Origin of the sequence: Streptomyces sp. V4I23 (assembly GCF_030817975.1) — a bacterium.
Lineage (GTDB): Bacteria > Actinomycetota > Actinomycetes > Streptomycetales > Streptomycetaceae > Streptomyces.
In genome coordinates this window covers 1,486,310-1,502,137 of record NZ_JAUSZW010000004.1, presented here as the reverse complement: position 1 = coordinate 1,502,137, position 15,828 = coordinate 1,486,310, and the positions used below count along the sequence as shown (strand labels likewise).

Genomic DNA, 15,828 nt, shown 5'->3' with positions numbered 1-15,828 from the left:
AACGCAGCGACGCTGCCGTCTATGCGTAGTCTCCACGCTCTCAAGGAGTGAGTGACCCTGTCCGACCCAATCAAGAAGCTCCCTCCGAACGCGAAGGGGCAAGTCCGGTACCGGTTCGTGGTCGATGTAGGGAACGACCCAGCCACCGGGAAGCGCAAACAGCTGACCCGCACCTTCGACACGCTGAAGGAAGCGAAGGCCGAGTACGCGCGCATCACGAACCGGCGCCACGAAGGGACGTTCGTACCGCCCAACAAGATCACCGTGAACGAATGGCTCGATCAGTGGCTCGCCAAGAAGGCGGAAGACCTGGAAGAGACCACGATCTACAACTATGCGGTGACCCTGGACCGTGTTCGCGGGAAGCTTGGGCACATCCGGCTCCAGGAACTTACCGAGGACAACGTCGAGACGTGGATGACGTGGGCGCTCCGGGAGGGGCGCGTGCATGGCGGCAAGGCGGGCACGGGCCTAGGGGTGACCTCGGTAGAGATGTCCCTCGCGCGACTGAAGGACGCACTCAACCGGGCGGTGACACGGCGCCTGGTGGCTGTGAACGTCGCCCAAGAGGTCACGATCCCTCGGAAGGCGCGCAAGGCGGAGCGCAAGACCAGAACGGTGGTGCCGCCCTGGAATCTAGCGGAGGTTCATGCCTTCGTGCTCGCGGTGAAGGATGATCGGCTGTACGCCCCCCTCCTTCTCTCCCTGATGGGTCTGCGTCCGGCCGAGGTCTGCGGCATCCGCTGGGCCGACGTTGACCTGGAGAAGGCCACCCTGGACGTTGCCAACACGCGAACGCTGATGGGGAACAAGACGGTGGTGGAGAAGGACACGAAGTCGATGGCGGGTGAGCGCTTGCTCCCGCTGCCCACATTGGTCCGCGAGGCACTGAGGGGTTTCCGCGCCACGCAGGCGGCCGAGAAACTGGCTGCGGGGGAGGCGTACAGCGGCAGCGGCTACGTGCTCGCGGATGGACTCGGCACGGCGCTCAACGGTCGCCAGCTGCGCGTCCGGGCATACAAGATCATGGACGAGAACGGCCTTCGTAGGGTCCGCTTGTACGATGCGCGGGCGTCGTGCTTGACCTATCTCGCGAACAGCGGTGTCCCGGATCACATCCTGGCCCGGTGGGCGGGTCATACCAACGTCAAGACGACCAAGAAGTGGTACGTGAAGCCGGACGTGGAAGACCTTCGCCCGGCGGCGGAAGCTTGGGGAGGCTTGGCGAGCGTCCTACCCCCCGCCCGTGAGAAATTGTGAGATGTGGGAGCGTGAGCGGGTGAGCACGACGACGACTAAGACCCTGCAATACCGCGTTGACGGGCCAGAAGACGCCCCGGTCCTGATCCTGGGGCCGTCCCTCGGTACTACATGGCACATGTGGGACCGCCAGATCGGTGAGCTGTCCGCGCGGTGGCGGGTGATCCGGTTCGACCTGCCCGGGCACGGCGGCGCTCCCGCGCACCCCGCCGACTCCGTCGGCGAGCTCGCCGAGCGGCTGCTGGCCACCCTCGACCTGCTCGGCGTGCAGCGCTTCGGCTACGCCGGCTGCTCCATCGGCGGCGCGGTCGGTATCGAACTCGCTCTGCGCCACCCGCACCGACTGGCGTCCCTGGCGCTGGTCGCAGCCTCGCCCCGGTTCGGCACCGCCGACGAGTTCCGCCAGCGCGGTGTGGTCGTGCGCACCAACGGTCTTGACCCGATGGCCCGCAGCGCACCCGAGCGCTGGTTCACCGGCGGATTCACGGCCGCGCAGCCCGCCATCGTCGAATGGGCGGTCCAGATGGTCCGCACCACCGACCCCGGCTGCTACATCGCCGCCTGCGAGGCCCTGGCCGCCTTCGACGTGCGCTCCGAACTGTCCCGGGTCGGTGTGCCCACCCTCGTCCTGGTCGGCTCCGAGGACCAGGTCACCGGCCCCGCCGAGGCCCGCACTCTGGTCGCCGGCATACCGGACGCCCGGCTCGCCCTGGTGCCCGGCGCCTCCCACCTGGCGCCCGTCGAGCAGCCCGCCGCCGTGACCGACCTGCTGGCCCACCACTTCGACACCGCCTGGAACGACACCCTGGCGTCGATCCCGGTCCCGCAGGCGCCCGCCACATCGGCGCCCGTCTCGCCCGTCGCCGAGATCGCGCCGGCCGCGCCCGAGCAGCCCGCGGCGGTGCATTACGGCAGGCCCGACCCGTACGACGCGGGGATGAAGATCCGCCGGGAGGTGCTCGGCGACGCGCACGTGGACCGGGCGACGGCCGCCGCCGACGACTTCACCGGAGACTTCCAGGAGCTGATCACCCGCTACGCCTGGGGCGAGGTGTGGTCCCGTGAGGGCCTCGACAGACGCACCCGCAGCTGCGTCACGCTCACCGCCCTGGTCGCCGGGGGCCACCTCGACGAGCTCGCCTTCCACACGCGCGCGGCGCTGCGCAACGGGCTGACGCCCGCGGAGATCAAGGAGGTCCTCATCCACGCCGCGGTCTACTGCGGCGTGCCGGCGGCCAATTCGGCGTTCAAGGTCGCCCAGGCGGTGATCCAGGAGGAGACGAAGCCCCGCGCATAGCAGGATGTGGCGCATGAGGATCGTCAAGAAGACTCATTCCTGCGTCCGGCTGGAGAAGGACGGGCGCACGCTCGTCATCGACCCCGGCGGCTTCAGCGAACAGGACGCGGCGCTGGGCGCCGACGCCGTTCTGGTCACGCACGAGCACCCCGACCACTTCGACGAGGGACGGCTGCGGGCCGCCCTGGAGGCGAACCCGGCCGCCGGGATCTGGACCCTGCGCAGCGTCGCGGACCAGATCTCGGCGGCATTCCCCGGCCGGGTCCACACCGTCGGCCACGGCGACGCCTTCACCGCCGCCGGATTCGACGTCCAGGTCCACGGCGAACTGCACGCCGTCATCCACCCGGACATCCCGCGGATCACGAACGTCGGCTACCTCGTGGACGGTTCGCTCTTCCACCCCGGTGACGCGCTGACCGTCCCGGACCAACCGGTCGACACCCTGATGCTGCCGGTGCACGCGCCGTGGAACAAGATCTCCGAGGTCATCGACTACGTGCGCGAGGTGCGGCCGCGGCGGGCCATCGACGTCCACGACGCGTATCTCGCCGACATCGCCCGGCCGATCTACGACCGGCAGATCGGCGGACTCGGCGGCGCCGAGCACGGACGTCTGGCGCCGGGGGAGTCCCGGGACGTCTGACGGCGTGCCCCGGGCGGACCTGTGCCTGTCACACCCCGCCGTTAGGCTTGCCGCATGCGTATCGCCACGTGGAACGTCAACTCGATCACCGCCCGGCTGCCGCGGCTGCTGGCCTGGCTGGAGAGCAGCGGCACCGACGTGCTGTGCGTCCAGGAGACCAAGTGCACCGAGGAGCAGTTCCCCGCCGAGGCCCTGCGCGAGCTCGGCTACGAGTCCGCGGTGAATGCCACGGGCCGGTGGAACGGCGTGGCGGTGGTCTCGCGGGTCGGCCTCGACGACGTGGTCAGGGGCCTGCCCGGCGCCCCCGACTACGAGGGCGTGCAGGAGCCCCGGGCGATCTCGGCGACCTGCGGCCCGGTCCGCGTCTGGTCGGTCTACGTGCCGAACGGCCGCGAGGTCGCCCACGACCACTACGGCTACAAGCTGCGCTGGCTGGAGGCACTGTCGGTGGCGGTGACCGAGGACGGGGCGGGTGAGCGCCCGTTCGCGGTCCTCGGCGACTTCAACATCGCCCCCACCGACGACGACGTGTGGGACGTGGCCGCGTTCGAGGGCCTGACCCATGTGACCGCGCCCGAGCGCGCCGCGCTGGAGGCGCTGCGCAAGCGAGGCCTCTCGGACGTCGTTCCCCGCCCCCTGAAGTACGAGCACCCCTTCACGTACTGGGACTACCGCCAGCTGTGCTTCCCCAAGAACCGCGGCATGCGCATCGACCTGGTCTACGGGAACGGGTCGTTCGGCAAGGCGGTCAAGGACAGTTACGTCGACCGTGAGGAGCGCAAGGGCAAGGGTGCGTCGGACCATGCACCTGTTGTTGTCGATCTCGACATCTAGCGTTTGTGGACGCGCGCCCTGTGGTGCGTCCGGCCGGGGGGATGCGAGGCTGAGCGGTATGAACATCCCTTTCTTGGACAACTGGCTCAGGCGCCATGACGACGATCGGGAGCACGGGGGAGAGGCCGCCGCGAAGGAGTTCGATCCCGAGCGCGCGGCGGCGATCACCGAGCTGCTGTCCGAGTGTGAGCTGCTGCGCGTCCGAGCGGGGCAGGCCGGGCTGGAACTGGACGATTCCCCCGCCTCGTTGACGGCGCTCGACCAGCTGCCCCCGCGCTGGCGGGACGACCCGGAGGAGCTGCCCTGGCTGGGGAACGACGCGGGCCTGTACCTGGGCACCGTCATCGTGCGGACGGTCCCCGGCGCGGCCTGGCACGTCTGGCCGGGTGGGCACCCCGTGGTGCGGCTGGCGTCGGGCCGAGAGGTGAGCGTCGTGGAGGCGGGTCTCGAGTGGGCGGTCAACGGAGCGCCCGAGCTCTCCCAGGTCTACGCGGAGGCCGCCGAGGCCTGACCGGGCGCGGAGGGCGCCGCGTCGGACCGGGGCCTTCCGTGCGCTTCCCGCGCCTGGCGGATGCCCCGGAGTGCGCCCGCTGCCCGGAGGAATTCTCGATTTATACGGCTTATGTCGTGTTTATGCGTGTCGGGTGTGAAGGGCCTCGCCGGGCTGGATAGTTTGCGCTGACCGCGACACGGCGAAAAGGGGCAGGGCAGCGTATGGCCGTCGATCCGTTGATCGAGCTGACGTCAACACCTACTTCTCATTGCGCTCGAGGTGGCGCCCGCCGCCGCAGTTCGTCCCCATAGACGAGGCTGACACAGGCCGCGCCAGCAGCGCCGGCCGAACCACGAACGCTGTTGTCCGGGGTCCTTCGCGCACGCCGGTGCGGGGGTGAGAGGGCAGCAGCTCTTGGGGCACCACCCCGCCCTGCCGTGCGCAGGGCCCGGCGGCAGCCGGTGATCACTCCCTCGCAGCCGGACCGACGGGCAGGACGGGTCGGTGGGCGAAGAGGAGAAGGTCAGCTGCGCGCCGGTCGGGTTGTGCCACCAGCTTGCCGAGGCCGAGCGGGCCCCACGTCGTCACCGGTACACGACGAGGGCGCCGCTCGCCTCGAATCCTTCGGCGCCGGTCCCACGCGCCGGACCTTTCCGTCCCAGCCGCAAAACCGCTTCACGGGCGTGGCACGGGCGCGCGCCCGTGCCCTTCCCCGACGTGCCCCGGCCCCTCGGCCTCCTCTGACCTTCGGTCAGCTCACCGCGCTGTCCGAGGTGCTCGGCGCGGGGAGGGCGCTGAGGGCGGCCCTCGTCACGTCGGCGACGACCTCGACCACGTCCGGCCCGTACGCCTGCGAGTTGACCACCTTCAGCAGCAGGCAGAAGGAGTTCCGGCCGTGCTTGCGGTACAGCTTCCCGTGGTGGCGGGCCAGATAGCGGGTGGCGGCCTGGTTGGTGATGGCGCGCTGACCGCAGAACAGGAACACCGGGCGGCTTCCCTCACCGGCCGTCAGGCGGGCCAGCAGCACGTACTCGGCCGTGCCCCGGTCCATCCGGTAGTGCTCCGTGCCGATCACGAACGACCCCTGGTCGGGGCCGCGTTCCGTGTCGGTGTCGACCAGCACGCCGGGCAGCAGGCTCTGCAGGTGCGCCGCCGTCCGCCGGTTGGTGAAGGGCCCGCCGACGCAGAACTCGGTGCGTTCGCCGAAGCCCTGCTGCGTCGCGTCGTGCCAGATGATCTGGGCGTTCGCCCCGCAGTCCTTCACCAGCGCCGACAACTCCAGCAGTGCGAATACGTCGAAGCGGTGGACCGAACCGTCCCGTCCTGCCTCCCGGTTGACGACGAGCAGGCACTCCGAGTTGCCCGGCAGCCCGAAGAACGCCTGCTTGCGCCGGAGCCTGCGCCGCCAGAGGTAGGTGCGGGCTATCCAGCCGATCGAGGCGCTGATCCCGGCGGCCACCACACCGAGCACGATGTTGCGTACGTCGTCCGTCATGGGCGCGCATGCTAGCGGTGTCGGCCGAACGGCGTACCGGGCGGTCCTGACGGGGCGGCGGCGACAGGGTTAGGCTGCGCGGACGTTCGCCCTCGGGGAGGTACGCATGCGTCGTTCCGTCGTACGGAATGTGTCGGTACTGGCCGTTGCCGCGGCCGTCGCCTCGATCGGCGCGGCGGCTCCACCGACCTCCTCCCCGCCGGACGCGGCACCTGCCAAGACCCCGCTCGCCGTCGGATACGGCGGCGCCGTCGCCAGCGTCGACGCCGACGCGTCGGCCGCCGGCATCGAGGTCCTGCGCAAGGGCGGCAACGCGGTGGACGCGGCGGTGGCCACCGCCGCCGCGCTCGGCGTCACCGAGCCGTACTCCGCCGGTATCGGCGGCGGCGGCTTCTTCGTCCATTACGACGCCAAGTCCCGTACGGTCCACACCGTCGACGGCCGCGAGACCGCGCCGCTCTCCGCCGACGCGTCCCTGTTCCTGGAGAACGGCAAGCCCATCCCGTTCGCCGAGGGCATGACGTCGGGCCTCGGGGTCGGTACGCCCGGCACGCCCGCGACCTGGCGGAGCGCTCTGGAGGCCTGGGGCAGCAAACCGCTGAAGGAGCTGCTGCGTCCGGCCGAGCGGCTGGCCGAGGACGGATTCACCGTCGACGCCACGTTCCGTTCCCAGACGCAGGCCAACCAGGACCGCTTCGCCGACTTCCCGGCCAGCGCCGAACTCTTCCTGCCCGGCGGCGGACTCCCGGTCGTGGGCTCGGTGTTCAAGAACCCGGACCTGGCCCGCACCTACAAGGAGCTCGGCCGCAAGGGCGTCGGCGCCCTCTACCGGGGACCCATCGCCGACGACATCGTCCGCACCGTGCAGGAGCCCCCCGTCGCCGAGGGCGCGGACCGCGTCGTGCGCCCCGGCGACCTGACCCCTCGCGACCTGCGGGCCTACGAGACGATCCGCCGCGCCCCCACGAAGGTCTCCTACCGGGGGCTCGACGTGTACGGCATGGCGCCGTCCTCCTCCGGCGGCACCAGCGTCGGGGAGGCGCTCAACATCCTGGAGCGCTCCGACCTGTCCGAGGACGAGGCCACCCAGGCGCAGTACCTGCACCGCTTCATCGAGGCGAGCCGGATCGCGTTCGCGGACCGGGGCCGCTGGGTCGGCGACCCGGCCTTCGAGGACGTGCCCGTCAAGGGGCTGCTGTCGCAGCGGTTCGCCGACTCGCGCGAGTGCCTGATCAAGGACGACGCGGTCCTGAAGAGTCCGCTCGCACCGGGCGACCCGCGCCGGCCGGCCGCCTGCGGCTCGACCGGCGAAGCCGCGCCGACCACGTACGAGGGCGAGAACACCACGCATCTGACGACGGCCGACAAGTGGGGCAACGTCGTCGCCTACACGCTGACGATCGAGTCGACAGGCGGCAGCGGCATCACCGTGCCCGGACGCGGTTTCCTGCTCAACAACGAGCTGACCGACTTCTCCTTCGCCCCGGCCGATCCCGCGGTCCACGATCCGAACCTGCCCGGCCCCGGGAAGCGGCCGCGTTCGTCCATGTCGCCGACGATCGTGCTCGACCACCACGACCGGCCCCTGCTGGCGCTCGGCTCGCCGGGAGGCGCGACCATCATCACCACCGTCCTGCAGACGCTGACGGCGCATCTGGACCGGGGGCTGCCGCTCGTCGACGCGATCGCCGCGCCGCGCGCCAGCCAGCGCAACCAGGCGACGACCGAGCTGGAACCGGACCTGTGGAACGACCAGGAGCTGCGCGCCGAGCTCCAGCGCATCGGCCACGCCTTCCGGCTGAACCCGGAGATCGGCGCGGCGACCGGCGTGCAGCGGCTGCCCGACGGCCGGTGGCTGGCCGCGGCCGAGAAGGTACGGCGGGGCGGCGGCTCGGCCATGGTGGTCCACCCGGTGCCGTGACGCGCGAGGGCGGCCGGGGCACGACGGGGTAACCCGTCCGGCGGACAAACGGAGCCGGTTCGCGCGCCCGCGGGTAGGGAGCCTTTCGACAGAAAGGACCATTGTGTACATATCACGCACCGCTCTCGCGGCCGCCGCCGGTTCCGTCCTTCTCGCCGCGGCGGCCCTGCCCGCCGCCGCCGCGACCGCCACGGCTTCGCCGCCACGGGCCCTCGCCGCCCACCGGGCAGCCCTGCCGGCCGAGGGCACCGTCCCCGCCGATGACCTGTTGGACGCCCTCGGCACCTGCCGGCAGATATCCAACGGCAAGTACCGCACGGACAATGGCGCACCCGCCGATGTCCCCGTCTGCGAACAGAACGGGGTCGTGCACTGGACCGCCGACCTCGACATCGACTGCGACGGGGTGCGCACGCGGAAGTGCAACAGCACCACCGACCGCTGGTTCCAGCCGCACACCTCCTTCCAGCAGTCCAACGGAAGGCACCTCAACGCCGCGAAGCTGCCGTTCGTCGTCGTGCCGGGTCCGAGCGACATCTGGGACTACCGGGACTCCGGTATCAGCGGCGGAACCGTGGCCGCGCTGGTGTACCGGGACCGCGTCGTGTACGCCGTCGTCGGCGACACGGGCCCGACCGGGATCATCGGCGAGGCGTCGTACGCCGCCGCCGACGCACTCGGCATCGACCCGCATCCGACATACGGCGGCGCTTCCTCGGGCGTCACCTACATCCTGTTCAAGAACGTGCGCGCGGCCCCGATCGAGAGCCACGAGGCGGCCGTCGCGATCGGCGACAGGCTGGCCCGTCGGTACGTCCGCGGGGCGGACGCCGCACTCGGCGACGAGCTGGCCCGCCGGATGGTCGACGACGCCCTGGGGGAGCCGTCTTCCTAGAGTGCCGTGAGGATGCGCGGCCCGTCGTCGGTGACCGCGATCGTGTGCTCGACGTGTGCGGCACGGCTGCCGTCCGCCGTGCGCACCGTCCAGCCGTCGCGCGCCGTGTAGTGGTCGTCGCGGCCGCCCGCGGCGACCATCGGCTCGATGGCGAGCACCATGCCGTGCCGCAGGCGCATGCCCCGGCCGGGGCGTCCCTCGTTCGGCACGCCCGGGTCCTCGTGCATGCGCCGGCCCACTCCGTGCCCGCCGAGGCCGTCCGGGACGCCGTACCCGGCGGAACGGCACACGGTGCCGACGGCGTGGGCGATGTCCCCGATGCGGTTGCCGACGACGGCCGCCTCGATGCCCGCGGCGAGCGCGTCCTCGGCCGTCCGGATCAGGCGCGTGTCGGCCGGCCGTGCGCGGCCGACCGTGAAGCTCACGGCCGCGTCGCCGACCCACCCCGCGCGGACGGCTCCGCAGTCGAGACCGACCAGGTCGCCGTCGCGGAGCCGGTAGGCGCCCGGGACGCCGTGCACGATCGCGTCGTTGACCGACACGCAGAGGACGGCCGGGAACGGGGCGGGTGCCCAGCCGGGGTGATAACCGAGGAACGGGGAACCGGCTCCCGCCTCGTCCAGGACCGCGCGGGCCGCCCTGTCCAGCTCACTGAGCGCGACGCCCACGAAGGCCGCTTCCCGCGCGGCCGTGAGCGCCTGGGCCACGATGCGGCCGGCCTCGCGCATCGCCTCGATCGACGCGTCTGTCTTGATCTCCACCATGCCAATTACTATACCGGTCTCACCGTTATTCTTATACCGGCACGGCCGGGATTAGAATAACGGCATGGTGCGCACCCCCCTCACCCCCGAAGAGCGCGAGCGCGGCGAGAGGCTCGGCCGACTGCTCAGGCAGGCGCGCGGCGAGCGCAGCATGGTGGAGGTCGCGGCGGCGGCCGGACTGTCCGCCGAGACCCTGCGCAAGATCGAGACGGGCCGCGCCCCCACCCCCGCGTTCTTCACCGTCGCCGCCCTCGCCGCGACGCTCGGCCTGTCCATGGACGAACTGGTCGTGCGCTGCGCCCTCGTGCCGGCCGCCTGACCACCCTGAGGGGCGGCCCCGGTTCGCTACCGCCGCAGGTCGCGGTGACGGCGCGGGCTGTCACGCCGAAGGTGCTCACGAACCCTGCCCGCCATGGAGCACGGCGGCTTCGTGAGCCGTACCGAGTGCGACGAGACCCGCCGCGGATCGCGTACGAGTTCACCGAGTCGGGCGGTCGGTGTCCGGCCCGATGGACGCGGCGTGCGACCGGGCGCGGGCGCGTCTACCCGAACTGCTCGTGGCCCGGGAAGCTCACGAGAGCGGCCGACGGTCTCGGGGCATCGCGGTTCCCCGCCGAAAACGGCGTGTAGCACCGGCGTAACACGCCTGCGGTCGAATGCCTGGGGTTCTACCTCCGAGTGGTCAGGGGCAGCGATGGCGGTGCATCAACTCCCGGCGGAGGTCGGGATGTTCGCGCGGTACCTCGAAGAGCTGACCAGGCGGCTCGACCCCGCGGGCGGCTGGTGCGCGATCTTCTGGCAGCGTGACCCCGACGGAATGCGGGCCTGCCTGGAAGGGATCGAGATCCCTCCGTGGGACGTGGTCGAGTCCCTGCTCCACGACCTTGCGGCGCCGACGGGCCCGGAGCACGCCGAGCGGGAGCGGGGCCGGGCCCGTGCGCTCCACGCGGCGGCAGCGGCGGCACACGACCGGCTGCCGGGCGGACGCGAGGCACTGGAGGAGCGGCGGGAGCTGATGCGCCGCGAGCAGGCGTATGCAGCGGCTCGCGCGGAGGAGCTGCTGCGGTCGCTGGCCGGTGAGCCGGAGGGCACGGCGGCGGCGGAGCGCCTGACACACGAACTGTCCTGGACGCGTGACGACCACGCCCGCGCGACGTCGCGCGTGAGGGAACTGACGTCCCGCCTCGAGTCGCTGCCCCACCCCTCGTCCTGGTTCACCCCGGCCGGACCCGACGCCACCGGTCCGGCCGCGCTGTCCGGCCCGGCCGGCGCCGGGGAGCAGGGACCCGACGGGCCCTGGCCGACCGGCATGCCCGGCGAGGCTGGGGCGTACGCGACCGAGACGGCCGGCCCCGGGCAGCCCGTCATGGGCGGATCACCCGACGGGCAGTGGGCCGCGAGCCCGGCCGGGCCCGCGAGGGCCGGCACTGCGGGCACGGCTGCGGCTCCCGGCCGGGCCGGCACGACGGGCGCGGCGGGGACCGGCGCCGTCGGCGCGGCCGAGCCCGGTGCTCCTCGCGGGCACGGCGACCCTGGCAGGGCAGGTCCCCGCTCCGCACCGGCAGGGGCCGACCTCGGCGCGCCGGGCGCCGACGCCGGCCCCTACGGGACGGGCAGGCACGGGGCCCCGGGGAGAACCGGCGCGGCCGGAGACGCCGGGGCGGTTGCGCTGCCCGGCGCCGCCGCAGGCGGCACGGCTCCGTACGGGGTCCCCGGGCCCGGCAGGGTCGCCGCCGGCGAACCCGCAGAGCGCGGCGCCTCCTCCCGGGGGAAGCGGAAGATCCGGCGAGGGGCCCGGTTCGCGGGGGTGGAGGACGACGGGGGCGGCGCGGTCGCCGTGCCCGTGTTGCCCGTCGCCGGTGACGTGCCCCGGGGCGCGCGGTACGGAGGCGCTGCCGCAGCCCCCGAGCCGGCCCCGACACCCCTGTCCGCGCACGAGACCGCAGGCGCCGAACGGGCCGCGCGCGAGACCGTCGCCGCTCTCGGGCGGCTCCGGGCCGAGGGCCGCAGCGGCGAGGCGCACGTCGTGCTGTGCGAGGCCGCCGCCCGGCCGCCGGGCTGGCTGCCCGCGCTCGCCGCCGAGCTCCACCGCGGCGGACTGGACGCCGACTGGGGCACTCTCCTGTGGGAGGTGGCGTCCCAGCCCGCCGCGCACCTCGCCGCGGCCGCCGACGCGCTCGCCGCGGCCGGACGGCCCGACGACGGGCACCAGTTGCTGCGCCAGGGGGTCTCGCGGCCCGCCGAGGAGATCGCCGACACCGCGCTCGCGCTGGCGGACGAGGGCCTCGGCGCCCGCGCCCGTGCGCTGCTCGCCGCGTACGCGCAGGTGCGCCCCGCCGAGGACGCCGCCAGGGTCGCAGGCCGCGACCCGGCCCGGCTCGTCCCCGCCCTGCTCGACGCCGCCCGCGACGTCTCGCCGGACCGCGAGCGCGATCTCGTCCACGCGCTGCGCGTGGCCGGTTACCTCGGTGCCTGACCGAGACGAAACCGATCCGAAATCGACCGCTCGGGTGCGAAACATGATCGACTCTGCGGGTTGACGACGATGGTCTTGCCCCGCTGTGTGACGTGGCTTACGTTCTCCATCTGCGTATTGCGTCTACGTGCGTAGAGGCTCTCTGGCGTCCCGTCGAAGGAGCAGCTCATGGCCCATGTCGTACGCGCCGCCCTCGTCCAGGCCACCTGGACCGGCGACACCGAATCGATGATTGCCAAACATGAGGAACACGCCCGCGAGGCCGCCGGGCAGGGCGCCAAGATCATCGGATTCCAAGAGGTCTTCAACGCTCCGTACTTCTGCCAGGTGCAGGAGCCCGAGCACTACCGCTGGGCCGAGCCCGTCCCGGACGGCCCCACCGTCCGCAGGATGCAGGACCTCGCCCGCGAGACCGGCATGGTGATCGTCGTCCCGGTCTTCGAGAGCGAGGGCGCGGGCTTCTACTACAACACCGCCGCGGTCATCGACGCCGACGGCAGCTACCTCGGCAAATACCGCAAGCACCACATTCCCCAGGTCAAGGGCTTCTGGGAGAAGTACTACTTCCGGCCGGGCAACGCGGGCTGGCCGGTGTTCGACACCGCCGTCGGCAAGGTCGGCGTCTACATCTGCTACGACCGCCACTTCCCGGAGGGGTGGCGCCAACTAGGCCTTGCGGGAGCTCAGTTGGTCTACAACCCGTCCGCCACCCACCGTGGTCTGTCCTCCCACCTCTGGCAGCTGGAGCAGCCGGCCGCCGCCGTCGCCAACGAGTACTTCGTCGCCGCCATCAACCGCGTCGGCATCGAGGAGTACGGCGACAACGACTTCTACGGCACCAGCTACTTCGTCGACCCGCGCGGCCAGTTCGTCGGCGACCTCGCCAGCGACAAGGAGGAGGAACTGGTCGTACGCGACCTCGACTTCGACCTGATCGAGGCCGTACGGCAGCAGTGGGCGTTCTACCGGGACCGCCGCCCCGACGCGTACGAAGGGCTTGTGCAGCCGTGACCGACCTGTACGGGCGCCACAAGGCCGTCCTCCCGGACTGGCTCGCCCTCTACTACGACCGCCCCATCGAGATCACCCACGGCGAGGGACGCCACGTCTGGGACGCGGACGGAAACCGCTACCTGGACTTCTTCGGCGGCATCCTCACCACCATGACCGCGCACGCCCTGCCCGAGGTCACCAAGGCGGTGAGCGAGCAGGCCGCGCGGATCATCCACTCCTCCACCCTCTACCTCAACCGCCCCATGGTGGAGCTCGCCGAGCGCATCGCCGCCCTCTCCGGCATCCCCGACGCGCGCGTCTTCTTCACCACCTCCGGTACGGAGGCCAACGACACCGCCCTGCTGCTCGCCACCGCGTACCGCCGTTCCAACCAGATCCTGGCGATGCGCAACAGCTACCACGGCCGGTCCTTCTCCGCGGTCTCCGTCACCGGCAACCACGCCTGGTCCCCGACCAGCCTCTCCCCGCTCCAGACGCTGTACGTCCACGGCGGCGTCCGCACCCGGGGCCCCTACGCCGGGCTGACCGACGCGCAGTTCATCCAGGCCTGCGTCGCCGACCTGGAGGACCTGCTCGGCCACACCCGCGACGTCGCCGCGCTGATCGCCGAACCGGTGCAGGGTGTCGGCGGGTTCACCTCCCCGCCCGACGGGCTCTACGCCGCCTTCCGCGAGGTGCTCGACCGGCACGGCATCCTGTGGATCTCCGACGAGGTGCAGACCGGCTGGGGCCGCACCGGTGAGCACTTCTGGGGCTGGCAGGCGCACGCCCAGAACGGCCCGCCGGACATCCTCACCTTCGCCAAGGGCATCGGCAACGGCATGTCGATCGGCGGCGTCGTCGCCCGCGCCGAGGTCATGAACTGCCTGGACGCCAACTCCATCTCCACCTTCGGCGGTTCGCCCGTGACCATGGCGGCCGGTGTCGCCAACCTCTCCTACCTGCTGGAGCACGACCTCCAGGGCAACGCCCGGCGCGTCGGAGGGCTGCTCCTCGAGCGGCTGCGCGCGATCGGCGCGGGCGTCCCCGCCGTACGGGAGGTGCGCGGACGCGGCCTGATGATCGGCGTCGAGCTGGTGAGGCCGGGCACGGACGAGGCGGACCCCAAGGCCGCCGGCAAGGTCCTGGAGGCCGCGCGCGAGAGCGGCCTGCTGATCGGCAAGGGCGGCGGCCACAACACCAGCGTCCTGCGCATCGCCCCGCCGCTCTCGCTCACCGTCGCCGAGGCGGAGGAGGGCGCGTCCCTCCTCGAACAGGCCCTGCGCGCCGTCTAGGCCTGTCCGGCCGACCGAGTCCACACACGAGGAGACCATGAGCACCCGCACCCTGATCCGCGGCGGTCTCGTCATCACCGCCGCCGACGAGATCCACGCAGACGTCCTGATCGACGACGGCCGGATCGCCGCACTCGCCGCACACGGCACCTCCGCCGCCGAGTCCTGGACCGCGGACCGCGTCATCGACGCCACGGGCAAGTACGTCATCCCGGGCGGCGTCGACGCGCACACCCACATGGAGCTGCCGTTCGGCGGCACGTCCGCCTCCGACACCTTCGAGACCGGCACCCGGGCGGCGGCCTGGGGCGGCACCACCACCATCGTCGACTTCGCCGTGCAGTCGGTGGGGCGCTCCCTGCGCGAGGGCCTGGACGCCTGGTACGCCAAGGCCGACGGCAACTGCGCCGTGGACTACGCCTTCCACATGATCCTCTCCGACGTCGACGAGTCCTCGCTCAAGGAGATGGACCTGCTGGTCGAGGAGGGCGTGACCTCCTTCAAGCTCTTCATGGCCTATCCGGGCGTCTTCTACAGCGACGACGGACAGATCCTGCGCGCCATGCAGCGCTCCGCGTCCAACGGCGGCCTGATCATGATGCACGCGGAGAACGGCATCGCCATCGACGTCCTCGTCGAGCAGGCGCTCGCCCGCGGCGAGACCGACCCCCGCTACCACGGCGAGGTCCGCAAGGTCCTCCTGGAGGCCGAGGCGACCCACCGGGCCATCCAGCTCGCCCGCGTCGCCGGCGCGCCGCTGTACGTCGTGCACGTCTCGGCCGAGGAGGCCGTCGCCGAACTGGCGGCGGCCCGCGACAAGGGGCTGAACGTCTTCGGCGAGACCTGCCCGCAGTACCTGTTCCTGTCCACCGACAACCTCGCCGAACCGGACTTCGAGGGCGCCAAGTACGTCTGCTCCACCCCGCTGCGGCCCAAGGAGCACCAGGCCGCGCTGTGGCGCGGTCTGCGCACCAACGACCTCCAGGTCGTCTCCACGGACCACTGCCCGTTCTGCTTCAGCGGTCAGAAGGAGCTGGGCCGCGGCGACTTCTCCAAGATCCCCAACGGGCTGCCGGGCGTGGAGAACCGCATGGACCTCCTCCACCAGGCCGTCGTCGACGGCCGCATCAGCCGGCGCCGATGGATCGAGATCGCCTGCGCGACCCCGGCCAGGATGTTCGGCCTCTACCCGAAGAAGGGCACCATCGCACCCGGCGCCGACGCGGACGTCGTGATCTACGACCCGCACACCGAACAGACGCTGTCCGCCGAGACCCACCACATGAACGTCGACTACTCGGCCTACGAGGGCCGGACCGTCACCGGGCAGGTGGAGACCGTGCTGTCGCGTGGCGAGGTGGTCATCGACCGGCGCACGTTCACGGGCCGCGCCGGCCACGGCGTCTACACCCCGCGCTCCACCTGCCAGTACCTGAACTAGCCAGAACCAGGAGGCCAC

At 71.8% G+C, this 15,828-nt stretch carries 14 protein-coding genes; 12 read left to right on the top strand and 2 right to left on the bottom strand.

Going from position 1 to position 15,828, the window contains the following annotated elements; translation table 11 throughout:
• Positions 1-51 precede the first annotated feature (51 nt).
• The 5 genes from QFZ82_RS08985 to QFZ82_RS08965 are packed head-to-tail and all read left to right on the top strand — an operon-like array spanning position 52 to position 4,548.
• A complete protein-coding gene (locus QFZ82_RS08985) occupies positions 52-1,260 on the top strand; it encodes a tyrosine-type recombinase/integrase (RefSeq protein ID WP_307712646.1) in 1,209 nt (402 codons plus the stop codon).
• A 1-nt stretch (position 1,261) separates the two neighbouring features.
• Positions 1,262-2,557, top strand: a complete 1,296-nt coding sequence (gene pcaC / locus QFZ82_RS08980) for a 4-carboxymuconolactone decarboxylase (RefSeq protein WP_307712645.1) — start codon at positions 1,262-1,264, stop codon at positions 2,555-2,557.
• Positions 2,558-2,570: 13 nt separating this feature from the next.
• Entirely contained in the window at positions 2,571-3,203 is a 633-nt protein-coding gene (locus tag QFZ82_RS08975) for an MBL fold metallo-hydrolase (RefSeq protein ID WP_307712644.1), read from the top strand.
• 54 nt (positions 3,204-3,257) lie between these two features.
• Positions 3,258-4,037, top strand: coding sequence for an exodeoxyribonuclease III (locus tag QFZ82_RS08970; protein WP_307712643.1), 780 nt, complete (start codon positions 3,258-3,260; stop codon positions 4,035-4,037).
• A 58-nt stretch (positions 4,038-4,095) separates the two neighbouring features.
• Complete coding sequence (locus QFZ82_RS08965) at positions 4,096-4,548, top strand: DUF6278 family protein (RefSeq protein WP_307712642.1); 453 nt, start codon at positions 4,096-4,098, stop codon at positions 4,546-4,548.
• A 733-nt stretch (positions 4,549-5,281) separates the two neighbouring features.
• Here QFZ82_RS08965 and QFZ82_RS08960 read toward each other — a convergent pair.
• Complete coding sequence (locus QFZ82_RS08960; RefSeq protein WP_307712641.1) at positions 5,282-6,025, bottom strand: hypothetical protein; 744 nt, start codon at positions 6,023-6,025, stop codon at positions 5,282-5,284.
• Between the two features lie 106 nt (positions 6,026-6,131).
• On the opposite strand from QFZ82_RS08960, the gene ggt reads away from it, so the two are divergent.
• Positions 6,132-7,946, top strand: a complete 1,815-nt coding sequence (ggt, locus tag QFZ82_RS08955) for a gamma-glutamyltransferase (protein ID WP_307712640.1) — start codon at positions 6,132-6,134, stop codon at positions 7,944-7,946.
• A 103-nt stretch (positions 7,947-8,049) separates the two neighbouring features.
• A complete protein-coding gene (locus QFZ82_RS08950) occupies positions 8,050-8,841 on the top strand; it encodes a glycoside hydrolase family 75 protein (RefSeq protein WP_307712639.1) in 792 nt (263 codons plus the stop codon).
• Here QFZ82_RS08950 and map read toward each other — a convergent pair.
• A complete protein-coding gene (gene map / locus QFZ82_RS08945; protein WP_307712638.1) occupies positions 8,838-9,605 on the bottom strand; it encodes a type I methionyl aminopeptidase in 768 nt (255 codons plus the stop codon). The two genes, QFZ82_RS08950 and map, sit on opposite strands and share 4 nt — an antisense overlap.
• A gap of 64 nt (positions 9,606-9,669) precedes the next feature.
• Between map and QFZ82_RS08940 the strand changes: the two genes are divergently transcribed.
• The 5 genes from QFZ82_RS08940 (at position 9,670) to hydA (ending at position 15,810) form a co-directional block, all read left to right on the top strand.
• Positions 9,670-9,924: a helix-turn-helix domain-containing protein gene (locus QFZ82_RS08940; protein ID WP_307712637.1), complete on the top strand. Its 255-nt coding sequence runs from the start codon at positions 9,670-9,672 to the stop codon at positions 9,922-9,924.
• 375 nt (positions 9,925-10,299) lie between these two features.
• Positions 10,300-12,081 (top strand): hypothetical protein, encoded by a 1,782-nt coding sequence (locus QFZ82_RS08935; protein ID WP_307712636.1) that lies wholly within the window; start codon positions 10,300-10,302, stop codon positions 12,079-12,081.
• A gap of 168 nt (positions 12,082-12,249) precedes the next feature.
• On the top strand, positions 12,250-13,092 hold the full coding sequence (locus tag QFZ82_RS08930; RefSeq protein WP_307712635.1) for a nitrilase-related carbon-nitrogen hydrolase: 843 nt from the start codon (positions 12,250-12,252) through the stop codon (positions 13,090-13,092).
• Positions 13,089-14,369 carry an aspartate aminotransferase family protein gene (locus tag QFZ82_RS08925; RefSeq protein ID WP_307712634.1) on the top strand — a complete coding sequence of 427 codons (1,281 nt, stop codon included), beginning with the start codon at positions 13,089-13,091 and terminating at the stop codon, positions 14,367-14,369. The genes QFZ82_RS08930 and QFZ82_RS08925 overlap by 4 nt, the downstream gene beginning before the upstream one ends.
• A 37-nt stretch (positions 14,370-14,406) precedes the next feature.
• The gene (hydA, locus tag QFZ82_RS08920; protein ID WP_307712633.1) at positions 14,407-15,810 is read left to right on the top strand and encodes a dihydropyrimidinase; all 1,404 of its coding nucleotides are present in this window, start codon (positions 14,407-14,409) and stop codon (positions 15,808-15,810) included.
• Positions 15,811-15,828 lie beyond the last annotated feature (18 nt).

Coding starts and splice junctions, on each gene's coding strand:
- map (WP_307712638.1), bottom strand. CDS start 9,605: ATGGTGGAGATCAAGACAGACGCGTCGATCGAGGCGATGCGCGAGGCC.
- QFZ82_RS08970 (WP_307712643.1), top strand. CDS start 3,258: ATGCGTATCGCCACGTGGAACGTCAACTCGATCACCGCCCGGCTGCCG.
- QFZ82_RS08965 (WP_307712642.1), top strand. CDS start 4,096: ATGAACATCCCTTTCTTGGACAACTGGCTCAGGCGCCATGACGACGAT.
- ggt (WP_307712640.1), top strand. CDS start 6,132: ATGCGTCGTTCCGTCGTACGGAATGTGTCGGTACTGGCCGTTGCCGCG.
- hydA (WP_307712633.1), top strand. CDS start 14,407: ATGAGCACCCGCACCCTGATCCGCGGCGGTCTCGTCATCACCGCCGCC.
- QFZ82_RS08975 (WP_307712644.1), top strand. CDS start 2,571: ATGAGGATCGTCAAGAAGACTCATTCCTGCGTCCGGCTGGAGAAGGAC.
- QFZ82_RS08935 (WP_307712636.1), top strand. CDS start 10,300: ATGGCGGTGCATCAACTCCCGGCGGAGGTCGGGATGTTCGCGCGGTAC.
- QFZ82_RS08940 (WP_307712637.1), top strand. CDS start 9,670: ATGGTGCGCACCCCCCTCACCCCCGAAGAGCGCGAGCGCGGCGAGAGG.
- QFZ82_RS08960 (WP_307712641.1), bottom strand. CDS start 6,025: ATGACGGACGACGTACGCAACATCGTGCTCGGTGTGGTGGCCGCCGGG.
- QFZ82_RS08930 (WP_307712635.1), top strand. CDS start 12,250: ATGGCCCATGTCGTACGCGCCGCCCTCGTCCAGGCCACCTGGACCGGC.
- pcaC (WP_307712645.1), top strand. CDS start 1,262: ATGTGGGAGCGTGAGCGGGTGAGCACGACGACGACTAAGACCCTGCAA.